The sequence below is a fragment of the Actinomadura napierensis genome, assembly GCF_039529375.1.
In the GTDB taxonomy this organism is placed as follows: Bacteria; Actinomycetota; Actinomycetes; order Streptosporangiales; family Streptosporangiaceae; genus Spirillospora; species Spirillospora napierensis.
In genome coordinates, this window is the sequence record NZ_BAAAMR010000034.1 from 80,933 (window position 1) to 87,246 (window position 6,314).

The 6,314-nt window shown below is 72.0% G+C and carries 9 protein-coding genes; 5 read left to right on the forward strand and 4 right to left on the reverse strand.

Going from position 1 to position 6,314, the window contains the following annotated elements; all coding sequences use genetic code 11:
• Positions 1-78 precede the first annotated feature (78 nt).
• On the forward strand, positions 79-600 hold the full coding sequence (locus tag ABD296_RS20545) for a GNAT family N-acetyltransferase (protein WP_344269266.1): 522 nt from the start codon (positions 79-81) through the stop codon (positions 598-600).
• A 25-nt stretch (positions 601-625) separates the two neighbouring features.
• Positions 626-1,267, forward strand: a complete 642-nt coding sequence (locus ABD296_RS20550) for a hypothetical protein (RefSeq protein WP_344269268.1) — start codon at positions 626-628, stop codon at positions 1,265-1,267.
• Between the two features lie 19 nt (positions 1,268-1,286).
• Here the strand turns inward: ABD296_RS20550 and ABD296_RS20555 are convergent, their stop codons facing one another.
• Positions 1,287-1,673, reverse strand: coding sequence for a winged helix-turn-helix transcriptional regulator (locus tag ABD296_RS20555; protein ID WP_344269270.1), 387 nt, complete (start codon positions 1,671-1,673; stop codon positions 1,287-1,289).
• Between the two features lie 102 nt (positions 1,674-1,775).
• Here ABD296_RS20555 and ABD296_RS20560 point away from each other — a divergent pair, with 102 nt between their 5' ends.
• The gene (locus tag ABD296_RS20560; protein ID WP_344269272.1) at positions 1,776-2,399 is read left to right on the forward strand and encodes an NAD(P)-dependent oxidoreductase; all 624 of its coding nucleotides are present in this window, start codon (positions 1,776-1,778) and stop codon (positions 2,397-2,399) included.
• Positions 2,400-2,451: 52 nt separating this feature from the next.
• Positions 2,452-2,985, forward strand: a complete 534-nt coding sequence (locus ABD296_RS20565) for a DUF488 domain-containing protein (protein ID WP_344269275.1) — start codon at positions 2,452-2,454, stop codon at positions 2,983-2,985.
• On the opposite strand, the gene ABD296_RS20570 is transcribed toward ABD296_RS20565, so the two are convergent.
• From ABD296_RS20570 to ABD296_RS20580, 3 genes are all read right to left on the reverse strand, one after another.
• Complete coding sequence (locus ABD296_RS20570) at positions 2,970-3,893, reverse strand: transglutaminase-like domain-containing protein (RefSeq protein WP_344269277.1); 924 nt, start codon at positions 3,891-3,893, stop codon at positions 2,970-2,972. The genes ABD296_RS20565 and ABD296_RS20570 overlap by 16 nt on opposite strands.
• Before the next feature lie 72 nt (positions 3,894-3,965).
• Entirely contained in the window at positions 3,966-4,373 is a 408-nt protein-coding gene (locus ABD296_RS20575) for a nitroreductase family deazaflavin-dependent oxidoreductase (RefSeq protein WP_344269279.1), read from the reverse strand.
• A 116-nt stretch (positions 4,374-4,489) separates the two neighbouring features.
• Positions 4,490-5,710 (reverse strand): MFS transporter, encoded by a 1,221-nt coding sequence (locus ABD296_RS20580; protein ID WP_344269281.1) that lies wholly within the window; start codon positions 5,708-5,710, stop codon positions 4,490-4,492.
• 402 nt (positions 5,711-6,112) lie between these two features.
• Here ABD296_RS20580 and ABD296_RS50625 point away from each other — a divergent pair.
• Positions 6,113-6,314: hypothetical protein (locus ABD296_RS50625; protein ID WP_407061491.1), on the forward strand; the 202-nt coding region annotated here is incomplete at its 3' end.

Genomic DNA, 6,314 nt, shown 5'->3' on the forward strand with positions numbered 1-6,314 from the left:
GTGCTTCTGGGGAGCAGGACGAGGGCAGCAACTGACCGTTACCGACGGTAAGCCGTACATCACATCGGAGGTGGAGCGGTGAGCGCCGTTGAGATAGGCCTGCGGCCGGTCACCGAGGACGATCTCGCGATGTTCCGGCGTTTCGCCACGGAACCTGGGTTGATCGGCCTTGACTGGACGGGGTTCCGTGACGCGCAGGTCCCGGCACGGCGCTATGCCGCCAATGGCTACCTGGGCGAGGATGACGGCAGGCTCATTGTCGAGGCCGACGGCACGGTCGCGGGCTTTGTGAGTTGGTCGGCGCAGGGGTTCGGGGTCTCCCGGTACTGGGAGATAGGGATCGCCCTGCTACCCGACTGGCGCGGGCGCGGCATCGGCTGGCGCGCTCAGGCGATGCTCTGCGATTACCTGTTCACCCACACCCCGGCCGAACGCATCCAGGCGAGCACCCATCCTGAGAACATCGCAGAACAGAAATCGCTGGAGAAGGCCGGATTCAGCTTGGAGGGCGTCCTGCGCGCGGTGGAGTTCCGCGCCGGCCGGTGGCGTGACGGCTGGATGTACAGCAGACTGCGAAATGACCCGCCCCCGACTTCCTAAAGCACAGTCCGCTTGGTGGGGAACCATGCTGCTCCATTTGCCGGCTCTGTCGGTCAAGCGCGTGTCTGGTCTGGGCTTCCTGGTCGTCTTCGGGGTGACCTTGTGCCTGGGCGGGTGCGGTCAGGGGCGCTCCACTGCTGTGCCCAGTCCCGGCGGGACGGTCGTGCCGCTTCCGGATCCGATCTCGCATGTCTACAAGTGCGGGGAACGGCCGGCGCTTTCCCCGTCTTCGCAAGGTCCGCTGACGCTGCGGCTCGCCGCCGTGCGGGCAGATCGCAAAGGGGCGCCGGTGGTCGACTACACCATCACCTCTGCCATGGCCGCCAACATCACAAACCCGTCCGACACCCGGCTGTTCCGCCTGCTGATCCTTGACCACGGCATCGTCGTCGGCGGTCAGAATCCATCCGTGCAGTTGCAGTTCAACCTCATGTTCGTGGGCCCGGCCAAGATCAGTCCTGCCCGGCCGACCCATGGCACGGTCGACCTTTACGTCCCTCACCCCTGCCCTGGCCGCACGTGGCAAGAGCTCGGTGAGAAGGGCTCGCCTGTCAAAGCCGTGCTCGTCGCCATGCCGCGCCTGACGACCTATGTGAACCACCGAAACAGGAATATCCTCACCGCGCGTTTGTCCGCCACGGCGCCGCTGGCGGCTCACGGCAACTGATCAGGCCGCTGGTGTGACGTCAGCCGGCGTGGTCGAGGCGGGCGGGGGCGTCGTACGACTCGCGGGCGTCGAGCAGTTCGTCCCAGTGCTGCTCGGCCCAGGCGCAGGTGGCCGCCATCGGTCCGAGCATGCTGCGGCCCAGCGGGGTCAGCTCGTACTCCACGTGCGGGGCGGCCTCGGCGTAGACGGTGCGCTTGATCAGTCCGTCCCGTTCGAGGGAGCGCAGCGACCGGGTGAGCACCTTGGGAGTGACGCGGCTCAGCGGCACGCGCAGTTCGGAGAAGCGGCGCGGCCCCTTTTCGAGGCAGCGGATGATGAGCGCCGCCCATTTGTCGCCGAACCGGAACGGATTCAGGGAGGACGGGCACAGCTCGTCGAACATGTCGGCGGGCAGCGGTTCCCTCATGGGCTCACGATAGCCGGTATCCCGGAGGTAACCGCCGCCCCCGTTAGCGTCGGCGAACCGGCCGGGTGCATGGGCTCCGGCCCTGGTGAAAGGCGGTTCGTCATGAACGTTGTGGTCTTCGGCGCGGGCGGGCGCGCGGGGCGGCAGGCCGTCGCGGAGGCGCACCGGCGCGGCCACCAGGTCACCGCCGTGGTGCGCGACCCGGCACGCCACGAGGATCTGGCCGGTGCTCGCGTGGTGGCGGGCGATGTCATGGACGAGGCCGGCATCGAGCAGGCGGCCGCCGGTCATGACGCCGCCATCAGCGCCGCCGTCGATCTGTCCGTGCCGCCGCACGACTTCTTCACCACCTCGGCCCGTGCCCTGGCCGCCGGGCTGGCGACGGCGGGCGTGCGCCGCCTGGTGCTGGTCGGCATCGCAACGATCATGCCTGGGGCGTCCGGCGTGCCGATAATGGACGAGCCCGGCTTCCCGGACGAGTTCCGCCCGTTCTCCCTCGGCCACGCGGCGGGGCTGGAGGAGCTTCGGGCCAGTGACCTGGACTGGGCTTACATCGCGCCCGCGGGCGACTTCGACCATGCCGGCGCGCGCACCGGCCGGTACAAGATCGCCGACTACGGGGACATGTCCAGCCGGATCTCCTATGCGGACTTCGCGATCGCGCTGCTCGACGAAGTGGACGCTCCCCGCCACCACCGTGCCACCTTCAGCGTGCGGGAAGGGTGATGCTCCCTGCCCACGTTGAGCGGGGCTCCGCCTGGCGGGGAATGCTGGGTGTGTGGACGACAAGGAGCCGCTGCTGACGTTCGGGCACGGGACGGCGGGGCGGGAGGAACTCGCGTCCCTGCTGCAAGGCGCCGGGGTGCGGGACGTGGTGGACGTGCGGACCGCACCCGGCAGCAGGCGCAACCCGGACGTGCACCGCGACGCCCTGAGCGAGTGGCTGCCCGAAGCGGGCATCGGTTACCGGTGGGAGAAGCGGCTCGGCGGTTTCCGCCGGGCCGCGCCGGACTCGCCGGACACCTTCTGGCGCAACGACTCCTTCCGCGGCTATGCCGGGTACACCCGCGACCCCGAGTTCCTGGCCGCGATGGACGAGCTGCTGCCCGAGGCCGATCGGGAGCGGACGGCCGTGATGTGCAGCGAGTCGGTGTGGTGGCGCTGCCACCGGCGGCTCATCGCCGACTTCGCGGTGCTGGCACGCGGCCGGTCCGTCCTGCACCTTGCGCACGACGGCCGTCTCACCGAGCATTCGCCGACGTCGGGAGCGCGCCTGCGGCCCGATGGGCTGCTGGTCTACGACGGCGAGTGATCCCGGAGCGCGACCTCGGCGGGGCCGTTGAACGGGGCCAGTGACAGTACGGTCCGCGGCGTCGTGAGGGCCGGGTTCCCGGTGAACAGGGTGCGCGCGGCGTGGAAGTCGACCTCGTCGCGGGTGACGCGTGCGACCTGGTCGTAGAGGGCGCGGACGTCGCCGGTCAGTGCGTCGTCATCGTCCGTCCACGCTCCCCAGACGTCCCACAGCAGCGTCTCGACCTTGTTGAGCGCGGCGAGGTCGAGCCGGACATCGCCGATGACGAACCACTCTCCGGCCAGCAGCCGGCCCGGGACGGGCACGCCGAACGATGCCGGGTCCGCCTCGCCCGAGCGGACGAATTCCAGCGCGGCACCGGCGACCAGGAAGCGGTCGCGCGGCACGTCCATCGGGTCGAAGTCGACGCTGTACAGGCGCGGGTCGGCCAGTTGCGGGTCGGCGAGCCGCCACCCGTGCCGGTCGTCCCAGTACTCGGTGACCACATGGTCCATGTGGAAGCCGTCGGTGGTGAAGTAGTCGGCGAAGCCGGAGCGCAGGCGTGCGGGAACGCCTGAGTGGCGCAGCATCGAGCAGTGCAGCAGGGAGAAGTCGCGGCACACGCCGACGAACCGCTCACCGGGCGCGCGCGGGCCGGTCAGCGGGGCGTCGTCCCGTCCGGCGATGATGGCGAGGATGTCGTCGAGGTACCGGGTCTCGGCGTCGTCGTGGAGCCGGGCCGGCGGGATCCGGTAGCCGAACAGATCCCCCTCGACGCGGTGGATCATCAATCCTCGGACGATCTCGGCGAGGCGCGCCGGGTCGGGCGGGAGGTCCGCGTAGAGGCCGACCATGCGGCCCGGCGATGAGAAACCGCTCTGCCCCGTGTAGAAGGCGGCGATCTCGGGGGCGAGGGCTCGGGACGGCATGGTCCCCTCCAAGGGGCGTCGGCGTGTACCCGACGCTGCCAAAATCCGCCCCCGAATGTCGAGGCCGGGTGGTCACGTCTCCTGTTCTACGAGGAAGACCGGGTGGTGGTCTCCGGCGTCGAAGGCGTCGCGGACGAACGGGACGATCCGGAACTTGTGCCGGTAGGCGCGCAGGACGCGGGGCTTGCGGTCGTCGTCGACCTCGGTGAGGCGCACCGGCCGGAGCCGCCGCCCGCGCCCGAGCGCCGCCCGCCCGTCCGCGCGCACGTTGCCGACCCAGTGGGTGTCGCCGAACGGCGAGACGAGCCACTCCCGCCCGTCGTACTTCAGCAGGGCGACGGGCGCGGTGCGGGGCAGGCCGCTGCGCCGGCCGCGCGTGCGCAGCAGGCGCAGGGGCCCCATCGGGACGCCCCATCCCAGCAGCCGCAGCGGGCCGCGGCTCATCCGTGCCAGCCGTGGCGGGAGTTCAGCGGAGGCCATCGCGGCTCCTTCGATGCGCGGTGAGGGGCGGGACGCCGCAGCGGCCCACCGCACCCCACCGAACCGGGGAAACATTCTCCACTTGAGCGTGGCACGCGTCCCGCCATCCGGCAACCCTAAGTGGCGGGATCTCCCCCGTTCTGGTGTTCGCCGCCGGTGACGCGGTCGAGAAGGGCGGTCGTGACGACCATGGCGGCCGCGGTCGCGCCACCGAGCAGCATCAGCGTCCGCGGGGACGCGTGGTCCAGGACGACGCCTCCGGCGAGGGCACCGCTCGACAGGGTCGCCTGGAACGATGCCGTGAACAGGACCGAGGCGGCCTCCGGACTCTGCGGGGCCGATCGGGCGAAGCACGCCTGCGAGCAGACCGGGACGGCGCCGTAGCCGATCCCCCAGACGACGAGCAGCCCGAGGGCGCCCGGTTCCGTACGTCCCAGGAACGGCAGCCCCAGGACGGCGAGGGCGATCAGGGCACCGGCGGCCCCGAACGCGGCGTGGGGGCGGCGGGCGGCGGCCGTGCCCACCAGGAAGGTCCCCGCGATCCCCGCGGCGCCGTAGGCGAGCAGGAAGAGCGGGATCCGCGCCGGCGCCACCTCCGTGACCCCTTCGAGGAACGGCGTCACATACGTGTAGGCGCCGAAGTGCGCGAGGACGATGAGGAAGGTCAGCAGCAGGGCGGACCGGGTGCCGGTGCCGCGGAGCATGCCGCGCAGCACGTCGAGGCGCGCGGCCCGTTCGGCGGGCAGCGGGGGCAGCAGCAGGGCCAGCGCGACCAGCACCGCCGCCGACAGCGCGCCCGGCATGAGGAACCCGGCCCGCCACCCGCCGAGGTCGCCGATCAGCGTGCCCAGCGGCACGCCGAGGACCGATCCCAGCGGGACGGCCGAGAACACGACCGCGGTGGCCCGGCGCGCCGACCGCGCGGGGACGAGCCGGCCGGCCAGCCCGCTGCCGACCGACCAGAAGCCGCCGATGACGATCCCGACCAGGACCCTGGACAGCAGCACCGCCCAGTACGCCGGTGCCGCGGCGGCGAGGACGTTCGCGCACGCCAGCAGGAGCATGAAGGCGCACAGCATCCGCCGGCGGTCGACGCCCGCGGTCGCGACGGTGACGGTGGGAGCGGAGGCGGCCGCGACATACCCGGGCAGCGCCATCGTCAGCCCGGCCGTGCCGTCGGAGACGGTGAAATCCGCCCCGATCGAGGTCAGCAGCCCGATCGGCAGGATCTCGGTGGTGACGATCGCGAAGATGCCCGTCGTCACCGCGAGCACTGCCGGCCAGCCGGACGAGGAGGGGGCGATCCGGCCGGTGGCCGGAGTGGTGGCCGTGCGCATCGGTTCCGTCCTGGAGGTCGGGGGCGAGGTACGCCTCACAGCCAACAGGCGTCGACGGAACCGGGCTGGCGGATTTCCGACACCGACATGGGTGACGTCGATTTCCCGCCATGAACCGCGTTCAGGGATGGATGCCGTGCGTGCGTCCGCGGTCGCTCGCCGCCGGCCGCGCGGGCGGGATCACTCGTCGGCGGTGTCCTGAACGGCGGTGTCCTGGAGGGCGGCGTCCTGAACGGCGGTGGCCTGGACGGCGCGCTGGGTGGCCTGGTGGACGCGGACGGCCAGCACGGCGCGGGCGAACCGCGCGGCGAGCTCGCCGTCCAGGACGTCCGGGACCTGCTCGACGCCGATCAGCCCGCCCGGCCGGGCGATGATCACGCCGGACTCGCCCACCCGGACGCCCTGGCCCTCGTCGAGCTCCTCGACGGCGGGCAGGTCGAGCGCCGCGCGCAGGGTGTCCTGCAGGGAGCGGACGGTGGCGGCGTCCCGGTCGGCGCGCTCGGCGGCGATCGCGGCGCGCTGCTCGGCGCGCTCGATGCGGGCGTCGCCGCCCTCGGCGCGGGCGTCGGCCTCGGCGGCGAGGCGCTCGGCGCGCTCGGCGCCG